This window comes from Streptomyces sp. NA04227 (genome assembly GCF_013364195.1).
Lineage (GTDB): Bacteria > Actinomycetota > Actinomycetes > Streptomycetales > Streptomycetaceae > Streptomyces.
In genome coordinates this window covers 2610765-2636434 of the sequence record NZ_CP054918.1, presented here as the reverse complement: position 1 = coordinate 2636434, position 25670 = coordinate 2610765, and the positions used below count along the sequence as shown (strand labels likewise).

Annotated in this window: 14 protein-coding genes and 3 rRNA genes; 15 read left to right on the top strand and 2 right to left on the bottom strand. The window is 69.4% G+C overall.

The annotated features are described in order from the left end of the window. Nucleotides 1-108: 108 nt before the first annotated feature. From HUT18_RS11040 to HUT18_RS11030, 3 genes are all read left to right on the top strand, one after another. Nucleotides 109-4353: a glycosyltransferase family 2 protein gene (locus tag HUT18_RS11040; protein WP_176099998.1), complete on the top strand. Its 4245-nt coding sequence runs from the start codon at nt 109-111 to the stop codon at nt 4351-4353. Next, entirely contained in the window at nt 4350-6008 is a 1659-nt protein-coding gene (locus HUT18_RS11035) for a DUF5719 family protein (protein ID WP_254878525.1), read from the top strand. The genes HUT18_RS11040 and HUT18_RS11035 overlap by 4 nt, the downstream gene beginning before the upstream one ends. Nucleotides 6009-6236: 228 nt before the next feature. After that, a complete protein-coding gene (locus tag HUT18_RS11030) occupies nt 6237-7673 on the top strand; it encodes an alkaline phosphatase PhoX (RefSeq protein WP_176099996.1) in 1437 nt (478 codons plus the stop codon). A gap of 71 nt (nt 7674-7744) precedes the next feature. Here HUT18_RS11030 and HUT18_RS11025 read toward each other — a convergent pair whose 3' ends face one another. Further along, a complete protein-coding gene (locus HUT18_RS11025; protein WP_176104431.1) occupies nt 7745-8194 on the bottom strand; it encodes a metallopeptidase family protein in 450 nt (149 codons plus the stop codon). A gap of 378 nt (nt 8195-8572) precedes the next feature. Between HUT18_RS11025 and HUT18_RS11020 the strand changes: the two genes are divergently transcribed. The 8 genes from HUT18_RS11020 (at nt 8573) to HUT18_RS10985 (ending at nt 17720) form a co-directional block, all read left to right on the top strand. Continuing rightward, nucleotides 8573-8944 carry a DUF3499 domain-containing protein gene (locus HUT18_RS11020; RefSeq protein ID WP_176099994.1) on the top strand — a complete coding sequence of 124 codons (372 nt, stop codon included), beginning with the start codon at nt 8573-8575 and terminating at the stop codon, nt 8942-8944. 464 nt (nt 8945-9408) lie between these two features. Further along, nucleotides 9409-10806, top strand: a complete 1398-nt coding sequence (locus tag HUT18_RS11015) for a phosphomannomutase/phosphoglucomutase (protein WP_176099992.1) — start codon at nt 9409-9411, stop codon at nt 10804-10806. A gap of 256 nt (nt 10807-11062) precedes the next feature. After that, entirely contained in the window at nt 11063-11233 is a 171-nt protein-coding gene (locus HUT18_RS11010; RefSeq protein ID WP_176099990.1) for a Trm112 family protein, read from the top strand. A 259-nt stretch (nt 11234-11492) separates the two neighbouring features. Next, nucleotides 11493-12620 (top strand): SIS domain-containing protein, encoded by a 1128-nt coding sequence (locus HUT18_RS11005; protein ID WP_176099988.1) that lies wholly within the window; start codon nt 11493-11495, stop codon nt 12618-12620. 231 nt (nt 12621-12851) lie between these two features. Then, nucleotides 12852-14003, top strand: coding sequence for a mannose-6-phosphate isomerase, class I (gene manA / locus HUT18_RS11000; protein WP_176099986.1), 1152 nt, complete (start codon nt 12852-12854; stop codon nt 14001-14003). A gap of 174 nt (nt 14004-14177) precedes the next feature. Beyond that, complete coding sequence (locus HUT18_RS10995; RefSeq protein WP_176099984.1) at nt 14178-15158, top strand: cation diffusion facilitator family transporter; 981 nt, start codon at nt 14178-14180, stop codon at nt 15156-15158. Nucleotides 15159-15470: 312 nt separating this feature from the next. Beyond that, the gene (gene ahcY / locus HUT18_RS10990; RefSeq protein WP_176099982.1) at nt 15471-16928 is read left to right on the top strand and encodes an adenosylhomocysteinase; all 1458 of its coding nucleotides are present in this window, start codon (nt 15471-15473) and stop codon (nt 16926-16928) included. A gap of 177 nt (nt 16929-17105) precedes the next feature. Further along, a complete protein-coding gene (locus HUT18_RS10985; RefSeq protein WP_176099980.1) occupies nt 17106-17720 on the top strand; it encodes a hypothetical protein in 615 nt (204 codons plus the stop codon). Between the two features lie 18 nt (nt 17721-17738). Here HUT18_RS10985 and HUT18_RS10980 read toward each other — a convergent pair whose 3' ends face one another. Then, entirely contained in the window at nt 17739-18806 is a 1068-nt protein-coding gene (locus HUT18_RS10980) for an RDD family protein (RefSeq protein WP_176099979.1), read from the bottom strand. A gap of 95 nt (nt 18807-18901) precedes the next feature. Between HUT18_RS10980 and HUT18_RS10975 the strand changes: the two genes are divergently transcribed. The 4 genes from HUT18_RS10975 to rrf all read left to right on the top strand — a co-directional run bounded on the left by HUT18_RS10975 (nt 18902) and on the right by rrf (nt 25670). Further along, nucleotides 18902-19909 (top strand): stage II sporulation protein M, encoded by a 1008-nt coding sequence (locus HUT18_RS10975; protein ID WP_176099977.1) that lies wholly within the window; start codon nt 18902-18904, stop codon nt 19907-19909. Nucleotides 19910-20503: 594 nt separating this feature from the next. Further along, nucleotides 20504-22028, top strand: a 16S ribosomal RNA gene (locus HUT18_RS10970). A gap of 315 nt (nt 22029-22343) precedes the next feature. After that, nucleotides 22344-25460, top strand: a 23S ribosomal RNA gene (locus tag HUT18_RS10965). Nucleotides 25461-25553: 93 nt separating this feature from the next. After that, nucleotides 25554-25670, top strand: a 5S ribosomal RNA gene (rrf, locus tag HUT18_RS10960). The 16S, 23S and 5S rRNA genes sit together here, the layout of an rRNA operon.

Genomic DNA, 25670 nt, shown 5'->3' with positions numbered 1-25670 from the left:
GGGCCGAGGTGTTTTGCAGCCGTTAGTGTGGGCCCTCGTCCGAGTACGCGCGGCGCCCAGCGGGGCCGGGCGTCCACCGCAGTCCACCGAACCGGGGCCCGTCCCGCGATGTTTGCGCACAGCCACACGGCAGCCCATCACGATCCGGCCTCCGCGGGCCTCGATCCCGTCCGCAGGCCGCTGTCCGACCCCACCCGCGCGCCCGAGTTCCCGCGCCACGTGGTCACCGCCGTCCTGGTCTCGCACGACGGCGCCCGATGGCTGCCCGAGGCCCTGTCCGGACTCCTCGGCCAGGAACGGCCGGTACAGAACGCCGTCGCCGCCGACACCGGCAGCGCCGACGACTCCGCCCGGCTGGTCGGCGAAACCCTCGGCGACGAACGCGTCCTGCACCTGGCCCGGCGCACCGGCTTCGGCGCCGCCGTCGACGAGGCCGCCCGCACCGCCGGTGCGCTCACCCCCGACGACCTGCCGTACCTCAAGCGCCCCAGCGGCTGGGACCCGGTCACCCGGACCTGGCGCGACGAGGCCTACGACATGCCCGAACTCCCTCACGGGGAGCCCGAGCAGTGGTTGTGGCTGCTGCACGACGACTGCGCGCCCGAGCCCGACGCGCTGGCCGAACTGCTGCGCGTGGTGGAGGCCGAACGCGAACTCGGCAATGACGTCGCGATCGTCGGACCCAAGCTGCGCGGCTGGTACGACCGCAGGCAACTGCTCGAAGTCGGCGTCTCGATCGCCCACAGCGGCCGCCGCTGGACCGGCCTGGACCGCCGCGAACAGGACCAGGGCCAGCACGACCACGTACGCCCGGTGCTCTCCGTGTCCACCGCGGGCATGCTGATCCGGCGCGACGTCTACGAGCAGCTCGGCGGCTTCGACCGCAGGCTGCCGCTGATGCGCGACGACGTCGACCTGTGCTGGCGCGCGCACGACGCGGGCCACCGGGTGCTCATCGCTCCCGACGCCGTGGTCCGGCACGCCGAGGCCGCCTCGCGCGAGCGGCGCACCGTCGACTGCGTGGGCCGCACCGCCACGACCCCCGGGCGCTTCGGCCGCTCCGGCGCCAGCCCGCACCGCGTCGACAAGGCGGGCGCCGTCCACACCCTGCTCGTCAACTCCCGTGGCGCCGTACTGCCCTGGGTGCTGCTGCGCCTCGTTCTCGGCACCCTGGTGCGCACCCTCGCCTATCTGGTTGGCAAGGTGCCCGGCCAGGCGGTGGACGAGATCGCCGGACTCCTCGCGGTACTGCTGCGGCCCGAGCGCATCCTCGCCGGGCGCCGCAGGCGCCAGGGCTCCGTACTGGACAAGGGCGAACTGCGGCCGCTGTTCCCGCCGCCCGGCGCCACCGTGCGGCTGACGGTGGAACAGGTCGCGAGCAACCTCGTCGGACGCTCCGACCCCGAGGTGCTCGCCGCCGGACGGCACGGCGGCGCGGTCGAGTCGGGACCCGGCGAGGACGACGACTTCGTCCAGGTCGAACAGTTCGCACGGCTCAAGCGCATCGCCCGCAAACCCGGTCCGGTGCTCTTCTTCGTCCTGCTCTTCGTCTCGCTGATCGCCTGCCGCTCGCTGCTCGGCAGCGGCGCGCTCACCGGCGGGGCCATGCTGCCCGCGCCGGGCGACGCCACGGACCAGTGGTCGCGGTACGCCGACGGCTGGCATCCGGTCGGCACCGGCGGCACCCAGACCGCACCGCCCTACCTCGCCCTTGTGGCCCTGCTCGCCACGGCGTTCCTCGGCTCCACCGGGCTCGCCGTGACAGTGCTCCTGGTCTGCTCCGTCCCGCTCGCCGGATTCAGCGCGTACTTCGCGTCCCGGCCGCTGGTCGGCTCGCGACTGCTGCGCGCCTGGGGCGCCGTCGCCTACGCCTTCCTGCCCGCCGCCACCGGCGCGCTCGCGGGCGGCCGCATCGGCACCGCCGTCCTCGCGATCCTGCTGCCGCTGCTCGCCCGCGCGGGCACCGCCGCCGCCGGACTGACCTCCGGCGGCCGCGGCAGCTGGCGCGCGACCTGTGCGTACGCGCTGCTGCTCACCGTCACCACCGCCTTCACCCCGCTCGTCTGGCCGGTGGCCCTGGTCCTGGGCCTCGCCGTCCTGGTGCTGCGCCGCACCGAACTGCGCGCCTACGGGCCCCGGTTCGTGGCCGCCCTCGGCTCCCCCCTTCTGGTGCTCGCACCCTGGTCGCTCTCGCTGCTCCCGTTCGGCTTCTTCCGCGAGGCCGGTCTGGAGTACGGCGAGGGCGCGGCCTCGGTGACCGATCTGCTCGGCGCCTCGCCGGGCGGCCCGGGCACCGTCGGCGGACTGCTCCTGATCGGCTTCCTCCTCGCGGCCCTCGCCGCACTGCTGCGCGGCGAGCGGCAGTTCGCGATCCGCGTGGCCTGGGCCGTCGCCCTGACCGGCTTCCTGTTCGCGGTCCTCGCCAACCGCTCGGCCTGGGCGGGCCCGGCCACCCTGGTGTACGGCATCGCCCTGCTCGCCGCGGCCGTACTCGGCGCCGAGGGCGCGCGCGGCCGGGTCGCCGAGCAGAGCTTCGGCTGGCGCCAGCCGGTCGCCGCGCTCATCGCACTGGCCGCCGCCCTCGGCCCGCTGATCGCCGCGCTCGGCTGGATGACGGACGGCGCCGACGGCCCGCTGGAGCGCCGTGACCCGGTACAGGTCCCGGCCTTCGTGGCCGAGGAGAGCAGTACCCGCGACCAGCCCCGCACCCTCGTCCTCGGCAGCGACTCGCCCGCCGAGGTCGCCTACACGCTGCTGCGCGGCTCCGGCGCGCGCATGGCCGACGCCGAACTCACCGACGCCGCCGACCGCAACACCCACCTCGACAAGGTCGTCGCCAACCTCGTCGCTGGCTCCGGCGCCAACCAGGCCGACCAGCTCGGCGGGTTCGCGGTGCGCTACGTCCTGGTACGGGACGGGGCCCCGCGCGAGATGAGCCGGGTCCTTGACGCCACCCCCGGCCTGACCCGCCTCAGCCAGCAGGACGGCAGCGCCCTGTGGCGGGTGGACCGACAGGTCGCCCGTGCCGTCGTGGTGCCCAAGTCCGGCGAGCCGCTGCCGGTCGCCGCGGGCCCCGTCGACCTGCACACCGAACTGCCCAAGGGCGGCGAGGGCCGTGTCCTTCGGCTCGCCGACACCGCCGACGAGGGCTGGCAGGCCACGCTCGACGGCCGCCCGCTGACCAAGGTCACCCTCGACGACTGGGCCCAGGGCTTCGAACTCCCCGCCACCGGCGGCACCTTGGACGTCACCTACGAGGACTCGGCGGGCCACACCGGCTGGCTCTTCGTCCAGGCCTTCCTCGCCCTCGTTCTGGTCGTCATGGCCCTGCCGGGCCGCCGCCGCGACGTCGACGACGACCTGCCCGAGGAGCCCGTGGTGCCCGCCCAGGCCGTCGCCGGCGAGGGCCGCAGGGCGCGCAGGCTCCGGGCCCAGGCCGAAGCGGAGGCGGAGGCCGGAGGCGGGGCCGGGGGAGAGGCGCAGGCCGGAACGGCCGCGTACGCGGCAGGGGCCCCGCACGCGGCAGCAGCTCCGCACGGGGCTGCGGGCGCGGGCCTTTCCGGGCACGGCGATACGGACTTCGCCGGGCACGGCGGTACGGACCTCGCGGTGGACGCCGACCCGAGCGCAGGCCCCGGAACCGGACCAGGCGCCAACGGCCCGACGGATCAGGGGACTTCGGCGCACGCCGCCCCCACGGCCCCCGCCCCCTCAGCCCCCGCCACACCGCCGCCCGCCCCCGCGATGCCGCCGCAGCCACCGGCCGCGCCCCCGCAGGCTCCCGTGATCCCGGGACAGTCCTCGGGCTCCGTACCGCCCGCGCCCCCGGCGCCGCCCGCCTACACGCCCCAACAGCCCTACGGAACCGAGCAGTTGCCGCAGGTCGAGGACTACGGGACGTACGGCCAGGGGCAGTACGGGGAGCAGCAGGGTCAATTCGAGGCGGGCCAGCCCCAATTCGAGGCGAGTCAGGGGCAGTTCGCGTCCAGCCAGGGGCAATTCGAGCCTGGCCAGGGGCAGTTCGAAGCCGGTCAGGGCCAATTCGACCCGGGACAGGCTCAGTTCGGGGAGCAGTATCCCAACGACGGCCAGTACGGACAGCAGGACCCGTACGCCACCGGGACGTACCAGCAGAGCTACGAGGGCGTGCAGTACCAGGCCGAGGCGTACCAGGCCGAGACGTACCAGCCGGACGCGTACGCGGGCGGGCGGTACGACCCCGGGGCCGGGTACGGCGCGGGGTACGACACCGCCTATGGCGCGGGCGGCGCCGCCGGTGGCGAGCCGTCGCCCGGCCAAGGGCCCGAGGGCCATGGCAACGACAGTGAGCGTTCCGACGGGAGCCAGCAGTGAACCGCAAGAGCCTGCCCCTGTCCCTGCCCCTGCCGTTGTTCGCGGTCACCGGGGCGCTGCTCGTCCTCACCGGCGTGGCCGCGCTCGCGGCTCCCGAGGAGTCGGCCGAGCGGGCCGAGGCCCCCGCGCGGCTGCCCGTGGAGCGCAGCAGCCTGCTCTGCCCGACACCCGGCAACTCCGACCTCGCCGAGACCGCGTACTCCTCCTTCACCCCTGTGGTGAAGGGCGCCGAGGACGGCGGCAGGGCCCAACTCGTCCCCGCCGAAAGGAAGTCGGCCGACGACGGCGCCGACACGGGTAAGGACGACGAGCGTCCGAAAGACGATTCCAAGGACGACGCCAAGGACGACCCGAAGGACGGGGACGGCAAGGACCGGAGCGAGGACGGCAAGGGCGACCGCCGCGAGGACTCCCGTAAGGGCGAGGCCGCGCGGGACGGTGGCGCCGCGCCGAAGCCCGTGCTCGACGTCAAGGAACCCGGCAAGCCGGTGGAGCACCAGGTCTCCGGCGGCTCGGAGCCCGCGTTGATCGGTACCGCCGAGGGGCGGCTCGCGCCGGGCTGGACGGTGCAGCAGACGACCGAGGTGGCGGCGGGCACCGGCCGCGGCATCTCCGGTGTCACCTGCTCGGCGCCGGACACCGACTTCTGGTTCCCGGCCGTCAGTACCGCCGAGTCCCGCAGCGACTACGTCCATGTGACCAACCCGGACGACTCCGCCGCGATCGTGGACATCGAGCTCTACGGTCCCGACGGACAGCTCAAGTCCCAGGCGGGCGAGGACATCCAGGTCCCGCCGCACGGTTCGGTACCGCTGCTGCTCTCCACCCTGAGCGAGAGCGCCGAGGAGACCGTGACCGCCCATGTCGCGGTGCGCAGCGGCCGGGTCTCCGCGGCAGTGCACAGCGCCGACGACGAACTCGGCGGCGACTGGCTGCCCGCCGCGGGCGCCCCCGCGGGCAGCCTGGTGCTGCCCGGTCTGCCCAAGGACACCATCTCGGCGCGGCTGGTCATCTTCGCGCCCGGCGAGGACGACGCCGACCTGCGGCTCCGCCTGGCCACACCCACCGGCTCGATCACCCCGGCCGGACACGAGTCCCTGCACGTCAAGGCGGGCATGACCGCCTCCACCGACCTGCCGGACATCACCCGCGGCCAGCCGGGCTCGCTGCTGCTCGAACCCACGGACGACTCCGTCCCGGTGGTCGCGGCGGTACGGATCGTCCGTGGCAACGGCGGAAAGCAGGAGACGGCGTTCATCCCGGCGAGCCCGGCGGTCGGTGACCGTGCCTCGGTGGCCGGGAACCACGCCAAGGGCACCAGCCTGTCGCTGGTCGCGCCGGGCGAGGGCGCCAAGGTCAGGGTGACCGCCTCGGCGGGCAGCGAGGGCGGCACCTCGGCGAGCGAGGTCTACACGGTCAAGCGGGGCAGCACCCTCGCGGTGACCCCGCCGCGGCCCGAGGGCCTGAAGGGCACGTACGCCCTGACCGTGGAGCGTGTGTCCGGCGGCGCCGTCTACGCCTCCCGGATGTACGAGGCCCCCGAGGACGGCGTCCCGATGTTCACCGTGCAGACCCTGTCCGACGACCGGGGCACGGTGTCGGTACCGGAGGCGGCGGAGGACCTGTCGGTGGTGCAGGGGCGGCCGCGGGACTGAGACCGCCGTCTGCCCCGGATCGAGACGGGAGTACGGGGACGGGCGCGTCTCCCGTGAAGGCCGTGAACGGCGGCGGGCGCCGGACTGCGGCGCTCGGGGGACACCCCGGGTGTGACTGGCGGTACGTCAGGGGCGGGATGTCGCGTCCGGTTCCCGTGGGACCAGCGGCGTGATACACACGGGCGTTATCTCCATGTCATTTCCTGTCCGCCAACAGGAGGTTTTCCCATGTCCCGTACGTCATCGACGTCTTCGCAGCCGCCCGAGCCCGCCGAGACCGTGAATTCTCCCGCCCCGGCCGGTGCGAGCCGCCGTCAGGTGCTTGCCCGCACCGGCGCGGTGGGCGCCGCGCTCGCCTTCACCGGGAGCCTCGGTGAACTCTTCGCGGGTACCGCCCTCGCCCAGCCGCAGGGGCGCGGCGGTTACGGCCCGCTCGTCCCCGACCCCAAGGGGTTGCTCGACCTGCCGGAAGGTTTCCGCTATCGGGTGCTGTCCCGCGAGGGCGACCGGCTGCGCTCCGGCGAGGGCAAGGTGCCCAGCAACTGCGACGGCATGACGGCCCTTCAGGGCGCGCGCGGCCGCGTTCACCTCGTGCGCAACCACGAGAACCGCGCCGATGCCAAGATCCAGGTCCCGACCGTCGACGGCCTCACCTACGACCCCGCGGGCAAGGGCGGCTGCACCGCGCTGACGCTCGGCCGGGACGGAAAGGTCCTCGACGAACGCGTCGCCATCGCGGGCACCGCGGTCAACTGCGCGGGCGGGCCCACCCCTTGGGGCACCTGGCTGACCTGCGAGGAGACCGAGGACAAGGCCGGCACCAACGGCTACACCAAGGACCACGGCTTCATCTTCGAGGTCGACCCCGCCGACCCGCACGGCTCGGGCGCCGTACCGCTGACCGACATGGGCCGCTTCCAGCACGAGGCGATCGCGGTCGACCCCCGGCGCGGCATCGTCTACGAGACCGAGGACGCCTTCGAGAAGCCCTTCGGCCTCTTCTACCGTTTCCTGCCCAACCGGCCCGAGGGCGGGCGTGGTTCGCTGCGCGCGGGCGGCCGCCTCCAGGCGATGCGGGTGCCCGGGGTGCCGGACCTGTCCACCGTCCAGGAGACCGGCACCGTCTTCGAGCACATCGAGTGGATCGACGTCCCCGACCCGCTGGCCAAGTCCACCCCGATCCGGTTCCAGGACTTCGGCGCGGGCGGCATCACCCACGCCCAGAAGCTGGAGGGCTGTTACTGGGGCGGGAGTTGCGTCTACTTCGTCTCGTCCTTCGCCCGCAGCGAGGACGGTTCGGGGGCCGACCACTTCGGGCAGGTCTGGCGGTACGACCCCGAGGCGCGCAGGCTCACCCTGGTGATCGTCTTCGGCCCGGACACCGACATCCAACTGCCCGGCGAGTCCCCGGACAACATCTGCCTGGCGTCCGGCGGCGGCCTGATGATCTGCGAGGACGGCGACGGCGCCCAGCACGTCTACGGCCTCACCCGGCGCGGCGAGGTGTACCCCATGGCCCGCAACCGCCAGAACCTCGGCACCGACGACGAGCCGGAGTGGGGCGAGCTCGCCGGAGTCACCTTCGCCCCGGACGGCGACACCATGTACGTGAACGTCTACAACCCGGGCACGACCTTCGCGGTGACCGGTCCCTGGCGACGGTGACGTAGCGGCAGACGGTTCCGGTCGTGCGCCTTGCCGCGCGGCCGGAACCGGACCCGGCGCCCTCGGAGTTCTCAGTCCTCGCCGTAGCGCGGGTCGACGGTCTCCGGGGTAAGGCCGAGGAGTTCGGCGACCTGCTCCACGACGACCTCGTGCACCAGCTCGGCGCGCTCCTCGCGACTCTTGGTACGGATCTCCACGGGCCGCCGGTAGACGACGATCCGCCCGGGCCGCCCCTCGCGGGCCGGGACGATGCCGCCCAGCGGCACCGACTGCCCGTCGAGCCCGTCGGCCTCCCGGTCCAGACGCGGCACCTCGACCACCAGGAACTCGACCTCCGCGAGCTGCGGCCAGCGCCGCTCCAGGCGCTCCACGGAATCCTGTACGAGATCGGCGAAGACCTGCGCGCGCGGCGCCGACAGCGGCACCTGCGGCGGCGCGACGGGGCCGCGCATGCCTCTGCCGTGACGGTCGCGACGGCGAGGCCGCGGCTCGGACGGGGGCGGCGGTACGGGGTTGTCCATCACCGACGAAGCGTAGTCCCCGCGGGCGTGAGCTGCCGACATCACGGTGTACGCCGCCGGAACAGCCGCCGGTGCCCTGCCCGCACCCTCCGGTACGGCGCGACCGTATGCCGCGGGCCCTTGTCGCATCCCGACCGTTCCAGTCGCTCTTGGGCTCGATCCGGTATCGGTCCTGCCCGTCGCGGGCGAGCCGATTGGCAAGAACCCGCCCCCTTGATGACCGGTCTCGCTCGGTCGTGGTGGTGACATGTCCTGGTAGCGCCAGGTGGGTGCGGTGGCCGGGGCCGCGAAAGGTGGCACACACGCACGACGACACGGTGGAGTGAGCTCGGGGAGAGTCGTCGCGGCCCGCTCAGGAGTGCGGTACCGTCCAACGTCGTGAGCCCTGTACGTCGCTGTTCGCGCACCGCTTGCGGCCGTCCCGCCGTAGCGACGCTGACGTACGTCTACGCGGACTCGACGGCCGTCCTCGGTCCGCTCGCCACCTACGCCGAACCCCACTGCTACGACCTGTGCGCCGAGCACTCGGAACGGCTGACCGCCCCCCGCGGCTGGGAGGTCGTCCGCCTCGCGGATGCCTCCGCGCCGACCCGGCCGAGCGGTGACGATCTCGAAGCCCTCGCCAACGCCGTACGCGAGGCGGCGCGCCCACAGGAGCGCGCCGCGGAGGCGGGCGGCGGCCGCACCGCCGACCCGATGGAGGTCGCCCGCCGTGGCCACCTCCGCGTACTGCGCTCTCCGGACTCCTGAACCGGCGGCCAGTCCGCCCCTCCTACCGCGCACCCCCCTCGGCGGCCGTGTCGTCAACTGCCGTGCCTCCACCGGCTGTTCGTCCACGGCTTCCGTATCCGGTGGGCATGGTCGACGCGACCGGCACCGGGCGGACGGTGGCGCCGGGCAGTACAACCGCGCCCAGCCCTCCGGCAGCACCGCCCAGCACCCCCTCAACAGCCTCCGGAACGTTTCCAGTTGCGTACGTTTGGCGCTCGGATCCGTTTCCTGGCCGGGTACTTTTCCCGGCGTTGCGCTTACGCGACAGTGAACACAGGGAACGTATGGGTGAGTTGACCGTATTTGTGTCGCCTTACATGCGGTGCTTTGTCCGGTGCCAGGCCGAACTGCCCGCAACGGGAGTTGTCCACAGGCCAACAGGGGTCCCGGAACGGAAACGGGTAGTTTGGCCGTGACCACAGGAACTCCAGAAGGGCTCGGCCGTGGCTGCTGATCTTTCGCAGATCGTGAAGGCGTACGACGTACGCGGGGTGGTTCCGGATCAGTGGGACGAGCCACTCGCCGAACTCTTCGGCGCGGCCTTCGTCCAGGTGACCGGCGCCGACGCGATCGTCACGGGCCACGACATGCGGCCGTCCTCGCCCGGCCTGTCCGGGGCCTTCGCCCGCGGTGCCGCCGGCCGGGGCGCCGACGTCACCGAGATCGGCCTCTGCTCGACGGACCAGCTCTACTACGCCTCGGGCGCGCTGAACCTGCCGGGCGCCATGTTCACCGCCTCGCACAACCCGGCGCAGTACAACGGCATCAAGATGTGCCGGGCCGGTGCCGCGCCGGTCGGCCAGGACACCGGGCTCGCCGAGATCCGCGAACTGGTGGAGGGCTGGCTCGCCTCGGGCGCCCCCGAGCCGGTCGAGAAGCCGGGCACCGTCACCCGCCGCGAGACCCTCACCGACTACGCGGCGCACCTGCGCTCGCTGGTCGACCTCTCCGGCATCCGGCCCCCGGCGGCCGGGCAGCGGACCGGCGGCGACAAGGTCAAGGTCGTCGTCGACGCGGGCAACGGCATGGGCGGCCACACCGTGCCCACCGTCTTCGAGGGCCTGCCGATCGAGCTGGTGCCGATGTACTTCGAGCTCGACGGCACCTTCCCGAACCACGAGGCCAACCCGCTCGACCCGAAGAACATCGTCGACCTCCAGGAGCGGGTGCGCGCCGAGCGCGCCGACCTCGGCCTCGCCTTCGACGGCGACGCCGACCGCTGCTTCGTCGTCGACCAGAACGGCGACCCCGTCTCGCCCTCCGCGGTGACCGCGCTCGTCGCCGCCCGCGAACTCGCCAGGAACGGCGGCACCGGCACCGTCATCCACAACCTGATCACCTCCTGGTCGGTGCCCGAGGTGGTGCGCGAGTGCGGCGGCACCCCGGTGCGCACCCGGGTCGGCCACTCGTTCATCAAGGCCGAGATGGCCCGTACCGGCGCGATCTTCGGCGGCGAGCACTCCGCGCACTACTACTTCCGCGACTTCTGGAACGCCGACACCGGCATGCTCGCCGCCCTGCACGTCCTCGCCGCGCTCGGCGGCCAGGACGAGCCGCTGTCCGCGCTGGTGGCGCAGTACGACCGCTACGCGGGCTCCGGCGAGATCAACTCCACCGTCGCCGACCAGGCCGCCAGCGCCGCCGCCGTGAAGTCCGCGTACGAGGGCCGCGAGGGCCTCACCCTCGACGAGCTCGACGGACTCACCGTCACCGCCGAGGACTGGTGGTTCAACCTGCGCGCCTCCAACACCGAGCCGCTGCTGCGCCTGAACGTCGAGGCCCGCGACGAGGCCACCCTGGCGAAGGTGCGCGACGAGGTGCTCGCGCTCGTCCGGGGCTGAGTACACGGGGCGGGCCGGTGGGGACGACTTCCACCGGCCTGTCCTCCACCGGCCTGTCCTCCATCGCCCCGGCTCCCCATCGGTTCGGCTCCCCACCGGCGAGGCCGCGAACAGCGGCCGCGCCCGGCGGCGGCGAAAGCACCCGAGCCCGCCCCTCCGTGACGGCGGGCTGGCCCGGCGCACAAGGGCCCACAGCGGTACTCTGACCAGGCCGCACCCGTGTGGCCTCAGTGCTGCTCCTCCGAAGGGACACCCCATGCCGCTGGAAGCCGGCCTCCTGGAGATCCTCGCCTGCCCGGCCTGCCACTCCGCGCTCGAAGAGCAGGACGGCGAACTGGTCTGCACGGGCAAGGACTGCGCGCTCGCCTACCCGGTCCGCGACGGCATCCCCGTACTCCTGGTCGACGAGGCCCGCCGCCCCGCCTAGGGCGTCCTTTCGCGCGACGTCCCGTCCAGGGGCACGCCCGCCGCCGGTACATACGCCGTACGCACGTCGTACGTACCCAAGGCCCGCAACGAGACCGCCACACGAGGCCCGCACCGCACGGCCCACTACGCACGGCCGAGGAAGCGCGAGCCCAGGACGCACCGGGCGGACCGGGCCGCCGAGGCACAGCAGCAGCCGCGGCGGACCACCGGACCGGGGGTGCGAATCGGGGACGCGGACGGCCGAGGAAGGCCCCGTCATGCTGGACGAAACCCTCCTTGAGGATCCCGAGGCGCTCGCCCGTGCCGACCGGCGCGGGCTGTTGCGCGGAGCGGCCGAGGCCGGGGCGCGGGTGCGTACCGCGCTGCGGCACGCCGCCGAGGCGGGCATCGCCGAGCTGCAACCCGAGGGACGGCCGCGCGCCGTACTCATCGCGGGCCCGGGCGCCGCCGCGATCTGCGCCGCCGACCTGCTCGGCCGCCTCGCGGGCGTGGGCTGCCCGGTCACCAGACTGCACGCCACCGGCGTCGCCCCGGCGCCGGGCGCCCTGCGCTGGGCGCTGCCCGGCTGGGCGGGCCCCGTCGACGTCCTGCTCATCGCCACCCCCGACGGCACCGAACCCGGACTCGCCGTCCTCGCCGACCAGGCCTACCGGCGCGGCTGCAGCGTCGTCGCGGTCGCCCCGCACGGCTCACCGCTGACCGAGGCCGTCGAAACGGTGCACGGCCTCGCGGTGCCGATGGCCACCGCGCCGTACGAGGAGGAAGAGGTCGGCGCTGCCTCCGCGCCCGGCGCGCTGTGGGCCCTGCTCACCCCGCTGCTCGCACTGCTCGACCGGACCGGTCTGATCACCGCGCCCGCCGAGGAACTCGCCAAGGTCGCCGACCGGCTCGACCAGACCGCCCAGCGCTGCGGGCCCGCGATCGCCACGTACCACAACCCGGCCAAGAGCTTGGCCGCCGAACTCGCCGACGCCCTCCCGCTGATCTGGACCGAGGGCCTGTGCGCGGGCCCGGCCGGGCGCCGCTTCGCCGGGGCGCTCGCCGAACTCGCGGGCCGCCCCGCCCTCACCTCCGAACTGCCCGAGGCCCTGCCCGCGCACGGCGCCCTGCTCACCGGGGCGCTCGCCGCCGGGGGCGACCCGGACGACTTCTTCCGTGACCGGGTCGAGGAGGCCCAGGCGCTGCGGGCCCGCGTGGTGCTGCTGCGCGACTCGCTGCCCGGCGGCCTGAGCGCGGCCCCCGCCGCCCGCGAACTCGCCCTCGGCCACGACACCGCGATCAGCGAACTCGAACCCGGCGAGGGCGGCGAACTGGAACGCCTCGCGGAACTGATCGCCATCACCGATTTCGCCGCCGTTTACCTGGCGCTCGCCTCGGGGGTCTGATCTTGACACCACCCGGCGGGCCGCAGGCACCGCCCCGCGGTCCCCAGGACCGGGGTCCCGGAGCGCGACGGCGTCACGGGCCGGTGCGCGAGCGCCGCCGTCAGACCCTCCGGGCGGTGACGCAAGGCGTGCCGTCGGCACCCCGTGGGCAGGACGTCCGAGGCCCGCGGCCCGTGGGCGCCGAGCCCCGGGGCCGGGCCGTCCGAACCTCGTGAAGAGAAAGAGCCCCCCATGTACCGTCTCGCGAACACCGTCCGCCCCTACGCCTGGGGTTCGGCCACCGCCCTGCCCGAGCTGCTCGGCGTGGAGCCGACCGGAGAGCCGCAGGCGGAGATGTGGATGGGCGCCCACCCCGGAGCCCCCTCGCGCACCGCGCGCGGGCCGCTCAACGAGGTCATCGACGCCGACCCCGAGGCCGCCCTGGGCTCCGCCGCCGTCGCCAAGTTCGGGCCCCGGCTGCCCTTCCTCCTGAAGGTCCTCGCCGCCGGAGCCCCGCTCTCCCTCCAGGTCCACCCCGACCTCGGCCAGGCCCAGGAAGGCTTCGCCGAGGAGGAGCGGCGCGGCGTGCCCCTCGACGCCCCGCACCGCAACTACAAGGACGCCAACCACAAGCCCGAACTGATCTGCGCGCTCACGCCGTTCGAGGGGCTGTGCGGATTCCAGCACCCGGTCGCCGCCGCCGACCTGATCGCCGGGCTCGGCGTCGACTCCCTCAAGCCCTACGTCGACCTGCTGCACGCGCACCCCGAAGAGGCCGCGCTGCGCGAGGTGCTCACGGCACTGCTGAGCGCCGACCCCGAGGAGATGGCGGCCACCGTCGCCGAGGCCGCGGCCGCCGCCGAGCGCCTCGGCGGTGCCTACGCGCCCTACGCCACCCTCGCCCACCACTTCCCGGGCGACCCGGGCGTCCTCGCGGGCATGCTGCTCAACCACGTCACGCTCCAGCCCGGCGAGGCCCTCTACCTGGGCGCGGGCATCCCGCACGCCTACATCGAGGGCCTCGGCGTCGAGATCATGGCCAACTCGGACAACGTCCTGCGCTGCGGCCTCACCCCCAAGCACGTCGACGTCCCCGAACTGCTGCGTATCGTGCGCTTCGAGTCCGGCGACGCGGGCGTTCTGCGGCCCGAGGCCGGTACCGACGGCGCCGAGGTCTACGAGACCCCGATCGACGAGTTCCGGCTCTCCCGCTACGTGCTGCCCGAGAGCGGCGCCGCCCGTGACCTGAGCGCCCCGCTGCCGCAGATCCTGCTGTGCACCGCCGGGCGCGTACAGGTCGGCGAAGAAACCCTCGTCCCGGGCGAGTCGCTCTTCGTGACCGCCGGGGAGAGCGCCGAAGTGTCCGGAACCGGCACACTTTTCCGGGCCACCGTCGTCGCCTGAGCCCTTACGTTCCGGTTAACCCGGGTGGCCTGAACCCACCCGGGTGCCGGGGCTGCAACAATGGCCCACCGCAAAGGCCGGGCAAAATTCCGGAACGGCGACAGGCACGGCGCGGCAGCCCCACTCGCGGGGCACCGGCGAAGTGCGTCACGTACGAAGGGACTTCGGGAACACATGAGTGCTTCAGGCGGCACCAAGGCGATCGTGGCGGCGCTCGCGGCCAACCTCGCCATCGCGGTGGCGAAGTTCGTGGCGTTCGTCTTCAGTGGATCGTCCTCGATGCTCGCGGAGTCCGTGCACTCGCTCGCCGACTCCGGCAACCAGGGCCTGCTGCTGCTCGGCGGCAAGAAGGCCCAACGCGAGGCGACCCCCAAACACCCCTTCGGCTACGGCCGCGAGCGCTACATCTACGCCTTCCTCGTCTCCATCGTGCTGTTCTCGGTCGGCGGCATGTTCGCGATCTACGAGGGCTACGAGAAGATCAAGCACCCGCACGACATCGACCACTGGTACTGGCCGGTCGGCGTCCTGGTCTTCGCGATCATCGCCGAGACCTTCTCCTTCCGTACCGCCATCAAGGAGTCCAACGCGCTGCGCGGCAAGCTCACGTGGACCCAGTTCGTCCGCCGGGCCAAGGCGCCCGAGCTGCCCGTCGTCCTCCTGGAGGACCTCGGCGCCCTGGTCGGTCTGATCCTCGCGCTCGGCGGCGTCAGCCTCGCCCTCGCCACCGGCGACGGCGTCTGGGACGGCATCGGCACGCTGTGCATCGGTGTCCTGCTCATCGCCATCGCGATCATCCTCGCCGCCGAGACCAAGTCGCTGCTCCTCGGCGAGGCCGCGGGCACCGAAGACGTCGACAAGATCGAGAAGGCGGTCGTCGACGGCGAGACGGTCACCGGCATCATCCACATGCGCACGCTGCACCTCGGCCCCGAGGAACTCCTCGTCGCCGCCAAGATCGCGGTCCGCGGCAGCGACACCGCCGACCAGGTCGCCCAGGCCATCGACGCCGCCGAGGCCCGCATCCGCACCGACGTCCCCATCGCCCGCGTGATCTACCTGGAGCCGGACATCTACAGCGAGACCCGCGCCGCCGCGGGCACCGACCCCAAGGCCGGCCCGGGCGGTCCGGCCGACGGCGACCCGGGGCACTGACCCTCGGCCGCCCGGCCCGGAGCCGATACGACGGAATGCCGGAAATGGCGCCACTTTCCGCGCTCCCGCGGCCGTCGGAGGGGCACGAATTCCCGGGGCGGGCTGATGACGGCTGGGGCGATCGGTGTAGATTCGTGACCAGAGCCAGACGTCGCTGCTGATGGCGGTCGGGCGACCCGCAGTGCGGGCCGGCCGAGGGAGAGAGGGCCTCCGACGGACTGCTTTGCGTGCGCCCGGCCACAGCTCTGCCTGTGTCCGCCGCCGCTCAGCCAGCCGTACCCACCCTCGACCCATCACGAGGAGCAGCTCGACATGACGACTGTCGACAACCGACAGGACTTCAAGGTCGCCGACCTTGCCCTGGCAGACTTCGGCCGCAAGGAGATCAGCCTCGCCGAGCACGAGATGCCCGGCCTGATGGCGATCCGCGAGGAGTACGCCGCCACCCAGCCCCTGAAGGGCGCCCGTGTCACCGGCTCCCTGCACATGACCGTGCAGACCGCCGTACTGATCGAGACCCTGGTCGCCCTCGGCGCCCAGGTCCGCTGGGCCTCCTGCAACATCTTCTCCACCCAGGACCACGCCGCCGCCGCCGTCGCGGTCGGCCCGAACGGCACCGCCGACAACCCGCAGGGCGTGCCCGTCTTCGCCTGGAAGGGCGAGACGCTCGAGGAGTACTGGTGGTGCACGGAGCAGGCGCTGACCTGGCCCGGCACGGCCACCGGCGGCCCGAACATGATCCTCGACGACGGTGGTGACGCCACCCTCCTCGTGCACAAGGGCGTCGAGTACGAGAAGGACGGCAAGGTCCCCTCGCCCGACACCGCCGAGAGCGACGAGCACCGCGTCATCCTCGAACTGCTCACCCGCACCGTGGCCGAGACGCCGCAGAAGTGGACCGAGCTCGCCTCGGAGATCCGCGGCGTGACCGAGGAGACCACCACCGGCGTCCACCGCCTGTACGAGATGCACCGCGACGGGGACCTGCTGTTCCCCGCGATCAACGTCAACGACGCCGTCACCAAGTCGAAGTTCGACAACAAGTACGGCTGCCGCCACTCCCTCGTCGACGGCATCAACCGCGCCACCGACACCCTCATCGGCGGCAAGACCGCCGTCGTCTGCGGCTACGGCGACGTCGGCAAGGGCTGCGCCGAGTCGCTCCGCGGCCAGGGCGCCCGCGTGATCATCACCGAGATCGACCCCATCTGCGCCCTCCAGGCGGCGATGGACGGCTACCAGGTGACCACGCTCGAGGACGTCGTCGAGACCGCCGACATCTTCATCACCACGACCGGCAACAAGGACATCATCATGGCCGCCGACATGGCCAAGATGAAGCACCAGGCCATCGTGGGCAACATCGGCCACTTCGACAACGAGATCGACATGGCCGGCCTCGCCAAGATCGAGGGCATCGTCAAGGACGAGATCAAGCCGCAGGTCCACACCTGGACCTTCAAGGACGGCAAGAAGATCATCCTGCTGTCCGAGGGCCGCCTGCTCAACCTGGGCAACGCGACCGGCCACCCCTCGTTCGTGATGTCCAACAGCTTCGCGGACCAGACCCTGGCCCAGATCGAGCTGTTCACCAAGCCCGACGAGTACCCGACCGACGTCTACGTGCTGCCCAAGCACCTCGACGAGAAGGTCGCCCGCCTCCACCTGGCCGCCCTCGGGGTCAAGCTCACCACGCTCCGTCCCGAGCAGGCCTCGTACATCGGCGTCGAGGTCGAGGGTCCGTACAAGTCGGACCACTACCGCTACTGACCGCCCCACCGGACCCGACAGCCCCGGGTCCGGCGGACGGCCCTGTGCAGGCCCTCGCCACCTTCGGCGGGGGCCTGCCCTCGTCCCGGCGCCCCCGCGGGCACCCGCCCGCCCGGGAGCCGCAGCACCCAGCAAGGCCGCGCACCGGCCGAACCAGCCGACAAGGACCCGCACGCCATGCCCCGCGGCCGCTACTCCCTGTACGACACCCACGATCACACCCCCCTCGGCGAGGAACACTTCCACTGCGCCCCCGGACCCTCCGGCTGGCGCTACGTCGCCCGGCGCACCGGACCCGACGGCACCGACACCGGCTCCGTCGACCTGGCCCTGGACGCCCTCGGACGCCCCATCCGCCTCGAACTGCACGCGTCCCAGTGGCAGGTGAGGGGCGCCGCCATCGACGGCGTGACCTGGGTGCGCACCGATCCCACCGGCACCCACGCCACCGAGGGCAACGCACCCGCCCACGCCTTCACCGGCACCTCACCGGCGTTCCTCATCGCCACCGCACGCCTGCTGAAACTCACTCCGGGCGCTCCCGCGACCCGTGTCCGGCTCGTCGCCCTCACGGATCCCGTGCTCGCCCCTCGTACTCTCGACCAGTCCTGGGCCCTGCTCACGAGCGAAGCACACGCCTCTGACAGCGGCCCCCTGACCGTGGACACCTACCAGGTCACAGCCCTGGACACCGGCGAACAACAGACCGTCCACCTCACCGGCGACGTGGTCCTCGCCGCCCCCGGAATCGAGCTGGAGGACCTGGAGTCGCCGCCGTCTTCCTTCGGCTGAGGGGGCGTACGCCCCCTCTCAAGAGGGAGGGGCGAACCCGGTGGAGGGAGGAGGCGGCTGTTCGCCGTCCGGGGATGGGGACGGGGCCGAGGCCGGGGACGTCGCCGGAGGCGCGGACGCGGCCGGGGAAGGGGACGACGCGGCCGGGAACGGGGAAGGGGAAGGGGAAGGGCCGGTGGAAGGTGGACCGGCCGGGGGCTGAGTGATGGTCGGCGGACCGTACGCCGGAGCCGACCCGTACGTCGGAGTCGGCCCGTAAGGCTGCGGACCTGGACCGTACGGCTGTGGGCCTGATCCGTACGGCTGCGGCCCGGGCGCGAATCCCTGCGGCCCCGCGAAACCGCCGAACGCCCGCTGCGCGTCCCTGGCCTGACGTTCCTGGAGTACCGACGCCAGGAACATGGCGGGCGGCATGCCGTGCGGCACCGAGGCACTCGTCCGGGCGGCCAGCTCACCGGCCAGCCGTGTGGCCATCGACCAACTGATCTGCCGGTCGAGCTGGTTCATACGCCCCAGATACTGGCGCACCCCCAGCCACACGGAGTCCGGCACACCCGACAGATCGAGCCCCGCGAACATCCCGGCCACCTGCGGCGGCGGAGGAGGTACGAAACCGGCCCGCGCGGCCGGAATCCGCTCCCTTACCACCAGCGTGCCCGCGAATACATCGCCCAGCCGCCGCCCCCGCGCCGAGACGAACGAGGCGATACAGGCCACCACGCCCATCGTCATGAGGATCTCGACCATCCCCATCGCCCCGCGCACCAGCGCATGCCGGAACCGGATCGGCCCGCCGTCGTCCCGCACCACCCGCAGCCCGAACGCGAGCTTCCCGAGCGAACGCCCGTGGCTCAACGTCTCCACCGCTATCGGCACCCCCACGAGCAGCAGCAGAAACGCCGCCACCGCTATCGCGGCCTGCGCGGCCTCGTCCAGCGAGGCCGTGGCCGCGGCGAGCCCCGCGAGTACGAGCGCGAACGCCGTGAGGACGACCACCAGATCGAGCAGCACCGCCAGCGCACGGCTCGGCAACCGTGCCGGCCGCAACTCCAGCGCGACCGCCTCACCCGTCACGAACTCCGTCATGCCCCCACCCTCCTCCGCCCTGCCCTGCCCCTCGTACCGCCAGTCTGCCAAGCTGAGCCGCACAGCGCCGCACGCAGCCCGAGGAGCAGCAGCCGATGGACCTCGACGTCTTCGTCGCCGCCCACCGACCGGAGTGGGACCGGCTCGACGCGCTGCTGCGCCGCCGCCGACGCCTCACCGGAGCCGAGGCCGACGAACTCGTCGTCCTCTACCAACGGGCCGCCACCCATCTCTCCCTGATCCAGTCCAGCGCCCACGACCCCCAGCTCACCGGCCGACTGACCCAGCTCGTGGCACGGGCCCGCAGCACGGTCACCGGAACCCGCCGCGCCTCGTGGCGCGATGTGACCCGCTTCCTGCTCGAGGGTTTTCCCGCCGCCGTGTACCGCAGCCGCCACTGGTGGGTGCCCACCGCACTGCTCTCCACCGCTGTCGCGGCGCTGCTGGGCTGGTGGATCGGTACGCACCCCGAGGTACAGGCGACGATCGGGGCACCGGACGAACTGCGCCAGATGACCCGGCCCGGCGGCGAATACGAGACCTACTATTCCAGCCACCCCGCGACCTCCTTCGCCGCCCAGGTCTGGACGAACAACGCCCAGGCCGCCGCCATGTGCCTGGTCCTCGGCGCCTTCCTGTGCCTGCCGGTGATCTGGATCCTCTTCCAGAACATGCTCAACCTCGGCGTCGGCATCGGTCTGATGTCCTCGGCCGGACGCCTGGACACCTTCCTCGGCCTGGTCCTCCCGCACGGCCTCCTCGAACTCACGGCCGTCTTCGTCGCCGCCGGTACCGGGCTGCGGCTCGGCTGGACCGTCATCGACCCGGGCCCCCGCACCCGCCGCGCCGCCCTGGCCGAAGAGGGCCGTTCCGCGCTGGGCATGGCCATCGGCCTCGCCCTGGTGCTCTTCGTCTCGGGCGCCATCGAGGGCTTCGTGACTCCGTCCGGCCTGCCCACCTGGGCCCGCATCACCATCGGGGTCGTCGCCGAGGCTGTCTTCCTCCTCTACGTGTACGGCCTGGGGCGCAGGGCGGTACGGCGGGGCGAGACGGGTGACGTGGAGGCCTCGGAACGAAGCGCGAGCGTGCCACTGGCCGCCTGATGTGCGTCGGCCGGTCCAGAGCTGCTAATGTCCTCTACACCTCGCAGCAACCGTTGACACGGGTGGTGCGAGGAGGTAGATTTGAACAGTTGCCTAGAGCAGAGCGTGATGGCGCTCACTCATCGGTACATTGAGAACATCTATCGCTCCACGGATTCAGTTCCAACGGAGCTTCTCCGATTTGTCAGACACTCTCTCCCGGTCAATCCGGTGGAAAACCTCTGATAAAGTCGGTTCAGCCGAAAGGGAGCCGCAAGGCGAGCGAATAGGCAAAGGCCTTCCAGAGGCCACTGGATCGAAATTCGGACCGGTAACGGGACGGGAAAACGGTCTGGTAGAGTCTGGAACACCGAAGGGAAGCGCCCGGAGGAAAGCCCGAGAGAAAAGCTTGGGTGAGTACAAAGGAAGCGTCCGTTCCTTGAGAACTCAACAGCGTGCCAAAAGTCAACGCCAGATATGTTGATACCCCGTCTCCAGCATTAGCTGGGGCGAGGTTCCTTTGAAGAAAACACAGCGAGGACGCTGTGTGCGAGAGCGATTATTCCTTGCTCTCGCACCGCTCTCGTGATGTGTCATCCCGATTACGGGAAAACATTCACGGAGAGTTTGATCCTGGCTCAGGACGAACGCTGGCGGCGTGCTTAACACATGCAAGTCGAACGATGAAGCCGCTTCGGTGGTGGATTAGTGGCGAACGGGTGAGTAACACGTGGGCAATCTGCCCTGCACTCTGGGACAAGCCCTGGAAACGGGGTCTAATACCGGATAACACCCTCTCTCGCATGGGAGAGGGTTGAAAGCTCCGGCGGTGCAGGATGAGCCCGCGGCCTATCAGCTTGTTGGTGAGGTAGTGGCTCACCAAGGCGACGACGGGTAGCCGGCCTGAGAGGGCGACCGGCCACACTGGGACTGAGACACGGCCCAGACTCCTACGGGAGGCAGCAGTGGGGAATATTGCACAATGGGCGAAAGCCTGATGCAGCGACGCCGCGTGAGGGATGACGGCCTTCGGGTTGTAAACCTCTTTCAGCAGGGAAGAAGCGAAAGTGACGGTACCTGCAGAAGAAGCGCCGGCTAACTACGTGCCAGCAGCCGCGGTAATACGTAGGGCGCAAGCGTTGTCCGGAATTATTGGGCGTAAAGAGCTCGTAGGCGGCTTGTCACGTCGGTTGTGAAAGCCCGGGGCTTAACCCCGGGTCTGCAGTCGATACGGGCAGGCTAGAGTTCGGTAGGGGAGATCGGAATTCCTGGTGTAGCGGTGAAATGCGCAGATATCAGGAGGAACACCGGTGGCGAAGGCGGATCTCTGGGCCGATACTGACGCTGAGGAGCGAAAGCGTGGGGAGCGAACAGGATTAGATACCCTGGTAGTCCACGCCGTAAACGGTGGGCACTAGGTGTGGGCAACATTCCACGTTGTCCGTGCCGCAGCTAACGCATTAAGTGCCCCGCCTGGGGAGTACGGCCGCAAGGCTAAAACTCAAAGGAATTGACGGGGGCCCGCACAAGCGGCGGAGCATGTGGCTTAATTCGACGCAACGCGAAGAACCTTACCAAGGCTTGACATACACCGGAAACGGCCAGAGATGGTCGCCCCCTTGTGGTCGGTGTACAGGTGGTGCATGGCTGTCGTCAGCTCGTGTCGTGAGATGTTGGGTTAAGTCCCGCAACGAGCGCAACCCTTGTCCCGTGTTGCCAGCAGGCCCTTGTGGTGCTGGGGACTCACGGGAGACCGCCGGGGTCAACTCGGAGGAAGGTGGGGACGACGTCAAGTCATCATGCCCCTTATGTCTTGGGCTGCACACGTGCTACAATGGCCGGTACAATGAGCTGCGATACCGCGAGGTGGAGCGAATCTCAAAAAGCCGGTCTCAGTTCGGATTGGGGTCTGCAACTCGACCCCATGAAGTCGGAGTCGCTAGTAATCGCAGATCAGCATTGCTGCGGTGAATACGTTCCCGGGCCTTGTACACACCGCCCGTCACGTCACGAAAGTCGGTAACACCCGAAGCCGGTGGCCCAACCCTTGTGGAGGGAGCTGTCGAAGGTGGGACTGGCGATTGGGACGAAGTCGTAACAAGGTAGCCGTACCGGAAGGTGCGGCTGGATCACCTCCTTTCTAAGGAGCATCTAGGCCGCCAAGCTTGCTTGGTGGTCCAGAGCCATAACGCAGGCGAACGTCCTGCGATGGTCGCTCATGGGTGGAACGTTGACTATTCGGCACAGACAGTTGGATGGGTTCACTAGTACTGCTCTTCGGAGCGTGGAACGTGGAGATCGTCAACTGGCTGTGCCGGGCGCGCTGTTGGGTGTCTGAGGGTGCGAGCGTGAGCTCGCCCTTCGGTATGCCGGCCCCAGTGAACTCGGACTCTGGTTCGGGGTGGTGGGTGGTTGGTCGTTGTTTGAGAACTGCACAGTGGACGCGAGCATCTGTGGCCAAGTTTTTAAGGGCGCACGGTGGATGCCTTGGCACCAGGAACCGATGAAGGACGTGGGAGGCCACGATAGGCCCCGGGGAGCTGTCAACCGAGCTGTGATCCGGGGGTGTCCGAATGGGGAAACCCGGCAGTCGTCATGGGCTGTCACCCTTGCCTGAACACATAGGGCATGTGGAGGGAACGCGGGGAAGTGAAACATCTCAGTACCCGCAGGAAGAGAAAACAACCGTGATTCCGGGAGTAGTGGCGAGCGAAACTGGATGAGGCTAAACCTCAAGCGTGTGAGACCCGGCAGGGGTTGCGCTTGGGGTGTTGTGGGATCTCTCTTCTGTCGTCTGCCGGCGGCAGGACGAGTCAGAAACCGTTGATGTAGGCGAAGGACATGCGAAAGGTCCGGCGTAGAGGGTAAGACCCCCGTAGCTGAAACATTAGCGGCTCGTTTGAGAGACACCCAAGTAGCACGGGGCCCGAGAAATCCCGTGTGAATCTGGCGGGACCACCCGCTAAGCCTAAATATTCCCTGGTGACCGATAGCGGATAGTACCGTGAGGGAATGGTGAAAAGTACCCCGGGAGGGGAGTGAAATAGTACCTGAAACCGTGTGCCTACAAGCCGTGGGAGCGTCGGACACACTTTGTGTGTCTCGTGACTGCGTGCCTTTTGAAGAATGAGCCTGCGAGTTTGCGGTGTGTTGCGAGGTTAACCCGTGTGGGGAAGCCGTAGCGAAAGCGAGTCCGAATAGGGCGGTTTAGTAGCGCGCTCAAGACCCGAAGCGGAGTGATCTAGCCATGGGCAGGTTGAAGCGGAGGTAAGACTTCGTGGAGGACCGAACCCACCAGGGTTGAAAACCTGGGGGATGACCTGTGGTTAGGGGTGAAAGGCCAATCAAACTCCGTGATAGCTGGTTCTCCCCGAAATGCATTTAGGTGCAGCGTCGTGTGTTTCTTGCCGGAGGTAGAGCACTGGATAGGCGATGGGCCCTACCGGGTTACTGACCTTAGCCAAACTCCGAATGCCGGTAAGTGAGAGCGCGGCAGTGAGACTGTGGGGGATAAGCTCCATGGTCGAGAGGGAAACAGCCCAGAGCATCGACTAAGGCCCCTAAGCGTACGCTAAGTGGGAAAGGATGTGGAGTCGCAGAGACAACCAGGAGGTTGGCTTAGAAGCAGCCATCCTTGAAAGAGTGCGTAATAGCTCACTGGTCAAGTGATTCCGCGCCGACAATGTAGCGGGGCTCAAGCGTACCGCCGAAGTCGTGTCATTGCAGCAATACTCCCAACGGAGGCTGTGATGGGTAGGGGAGCGTCGTGTGCCGGGTGAAGCCGCGCCGGAAGGCAGTGGTGGACGGTTCACGAGTGAGAATGCAGGCATGAGTAGCGATACAAACGTGAGAAACGTTTGCGCCGATTGACTAAGGGTTCCTGGGTCAAGCTGATCTGCCCAGGGTAAGTCGGGACCTAAGGCGAGGCCGACAGGCGTAGTCGATGGATAACCGGTTGATATTCCGGTACCCGCTGTAGAGCGTCAAACATTGAATCCAGTGATGCTAAGCCCGTGAAGCCGTTCCGGACCCTTCGGGGAATGGAAAGTGGTGGAGCCGGTGACCCGAGCTGGTAGTAGGTGAGTGATGGGGTGACGCAGGAAGGTAGTCCATCCCGGGCGGTGGTTGTCCCGGGGTAAGGGTGTAGCCCGTCATCTAGGTAAATCCGGATGGCACGTGGGTGAGACCTGATGCCGAGCCGATTGTGGTGAAGTGGATGATCCTATGCTGTCGAGAAAAGCCTCTAGCGAGTTTTATGGCGGCCCGTACCCTAAACCGACTCAGGTGGTCAGGTAGAGAATACCGAGGCGTTCGGGTGAACTATGGTTAAGGAACTCGGCAAAATGCCCCCGTAACTTCGGGAGAAGGGGGGCCATTTCTGGTGATGAGCTTCGCGCTCTGAGCTGGGGGTGGCCGCAGAGACCAGCGAGAAGCGACTGTTTACTAAAAACACAGGTCCGTGCGAAGCCGTAAGGCGATGTATACGGACTGACGCCTGCCCGGTGCTGGAACGTTAAGGGGACCGGTTAGTCACATTTCGGTGTGGCGAAGCTGAGAACTTAAGCGCCAGTAAACGGCGGTGGTAACTATAACCATCCTAAGGTAGCGAAATTCCTTGTCGGGTAAGTTCCGACCTGCACGAATGGCGTAACGACTTCTCGACTGTCTCAACCATAGGCCCGGTGAAATTGCACTACGAGTAAAGATGCTCGTTTCGCGCAGCAGGACGGAAAGACCCCGGGACCTTTACTACAGTTTGATATTGGTGTTCGGTTCGGCTTGTGTAGGATAGGTGGGAGACTGTGAACTCTGGACGCCAGTTCAGGGGGAGTCGTTGTTGAAATACCACTCTGGTCGTGCTGGATGTCTAACCTGGGTCCGTGATCCGGATCAGGGACAGTGTCTGATGGGTAGTTTAACTGGGGCGGTTGCCTCCTAAAGGGTAACGGAGGCGCCCAAAGGTTCCCTCAGCCTGGTTGGTAATCAGGTGTTGAGTGTAAGTGCACAAGGGAGCTTGACTGTGAGACCGACGGGTCGAGCAGGGACGAAAGTCGGGACTAGTGATCCGGCGGTGGCTTGTGGAAGCGCCGTCGCTCAACGGATAAAAGGTACCCCGGGGATAACAGGCTGATCTTCCCCAAGAGTCCATATCGACGGGATGGTTTGGCACCTCGATGTCGGCTCGTCGCATCCTGGGGCTGGAGTCGGTCCCAAGGGTTGGGCTGTTCGCCCATTAAAGCGGTACGCGAGCTGGGTTTAGAACGTCGTGAGACAGTTCGGTCCCTATCCGCTGTGCGCGTAGGAATATTGAGAAGGGCTGTCCCTAGTACGAGAGGACCGGGACGGACGAACCTCTGGTGTGCCAGTTGTTCTGCCAAGGGCATGGCTGGTTGGCTACGTTCGGGAGGGATAACCGCTGAAAGCATCTAAGCGGGAAGCCTGCTTCGAGATGAGTATTCCCACCTCCTTGAGAGGGTAAGGCTCCCAGTAGACGACTGGGTTGATAGGCCAGATATGGAAGCCCTGTAAGGGGTGGAGTTGACTGGTACTAATAGGCCGAGGGCTTGTCCTCAGTTGCTCGCGTCCACTGTGTTGGTTCTGAAACCACGAACAACCTCCACACCCATATTGTTTGGGTGTGATACTGGTTGGTGTTTCATAGTGTTTCGGTGGTCATAGCGTGAGGGAAACGCCCGGTTACATTCCGAACCCGGAAGCTAAGCCTTACAGCGCCGATGGTACTGCAGGGGGGACCCTGTGGGAGAGTAGGACGCCGCCGAAC

Bases quoted from the DNA above. Each gene is read 5' to 3' on its own strand.
- HUT18_RS11010 (WP_176099990.1), top strand. From the start codon at position 11,063: ATGCCGCTGGAAGCCGGCCTCCTGGAGATCCTCGCCTGCCCGGCCTGC.
- HUT18_RS11025 (WP_176104431.1), bottom strand. From the start codon at position 8,194: ATGGACAACCCCGTACCGCCGCCCCCGTCCGAGCCGCGGCCTCGCCGT.
- HUT18_RS10980 (WP_176099979.1), bottom strand. From the start codon at position 18,806: ATGACGGAGTTCGTGACGGGTGAGGCGGTCGCGCTGGAGTTGCGGCCG.
- ahcY (WP_176099982.1), top strand. From the start codon at position 15,471: ATGACGACTGTCGACAACCGACAGGACTTCAAGGTCGCCGACCTTGCC.
- HUT18_RS11040 (WP_176099998.1), top strand. From the start codon at position 109: ATGTTTGCGCACAGCCACACGGCAGCCCATCACGATCCGGCCTCCGCG.
- manA (WP_176099986.1), top strand. From the start codon at position 12,852: ATGTACCGTCTCGCGAACACCGTCCGCCCCTACGCCTGGGGTTCGGCC.
- HUT18_RS11005 (WP_176099988.1), top strand. From the start codon at position 11,493: ATGCTGGACGAAACCCTCCTTGAGGATCCCGAGGCGCTCGCCCGTGCC.
- HUT18_RS10985 (WP_176099980.1), top strand. From the start codon at position 17,106: ATGCCCCGCGGCCGCTACTCCCTGTACGACACCCACGATCACACCCCC.
- HUT18_RS11030 (WP_176099996.1), top strand. From the start codon at position 6,237: ATGTCCCGTACGTCATCGACGTCTTCGCAGCCGCCCGAGCCCGCCGAG.
- HUT18_RS10975 (WP_176099977.1), top strand. From the start codon at position 18,902: ATGGACCTCGACGTCTTCGTCGCCGCCCACCGACCGGAGTGGGACCGG.
- HUT18_RS10995 (WP_176099984.1), top strand. From the start codon at position 14,178: ATGAGTGCTTCAGGCGGCACCAAGGCGATCGTGGCGGCGCTCGCGGCC.